Origin of the sequence: Grimontia marina (genome assembly GCF_900060185.1) — a bacterium.
Classification (GTDB): domain Bacteria; phylum Pseudomonadota; class Gammaproteobacteria; order Enterobacterales; family Vibrionaceae; genus Enterovibrio; species Enterovibrio marinus.
In genome coordinates, this window is record NZ_FIZY01000206.1 from 1 (window position 1) to 788 (window position 788).

Genomic DNA, 788 nt, shown 5'->3' on the forward strand with positions numbered 1-788 from the left:
CCTTGGCGTAATTTAAAGAACAAGCATCAAAATCTTTTAAAATATTCGCTTGTTTCAGTTCGCTTTCATCGTATTCACACGATGAAATATCATAACGTTTGTTATTGATGGTTGAGTAATATTTGAACCCTTTAATAAATGAGCCATCCTCATTAAATTGAATTGAACACCCCGCCTCATAGTCTTTCAAAATCGGAAAACTAATATGACGCTGACACTCTCCCTTTTTGAGCAGTTCTTTATCTTGTGGATCGTAAACGTCCACACGCTGCATAGTGAATGACGTCATTTCTTCGATTGAATGCGTAATATCACAAGACTCTATTCGAGTAGTCAGCGGTTGGGGCGCAGTCGCTATTACTTCACATTCCGTTAAGTTATAACGTTCACCGTTGATAATGGAGTATTTCACCGCCGCAGGGTAATACTTGTTTTCGGCAAGATTGGTTTCAGCAAAACCGAGGTTACACGCATCAAAATCGTGTTTAATCAGTAGAGGTTCCGCTTCTTCTGATTCATAACGACAACCTGTCAAGTTAACACGATTACCATCGACATAACTGTAATAGATAAAGCCTTTGGCGTAGCTTTGAAGTCCGTTGATCTGAATATTACAAGTGGCCGAATAATCTTTTTCAATCTTATTCGCTTGCCCAATATTGTAACACTCACCTATGTCTGTGGTTTCGCCTGTCTCCGTTGATTTTTTAATGACTCGTTCTTGTTGGAATGTGTTCATTGTTGACCAGTCAACATTCAGTGAACACTTTTCTGAGGTAGATGTGATT

General features: G+C 39.0%; 1 protein-coding gene. It reads right to left on the reverse strand.

The window, feature by feature from the left end; translation table 11 throughout:
- The coding region (locus GMA8713_RS26015) for a hypothetical protein (protein WP_157515810.1) at positions 1–739 on the reverse strand (739 nt) is incomplete at its 3' end.
- Positions 740–788: the final 49 nt, after the last annotated feature.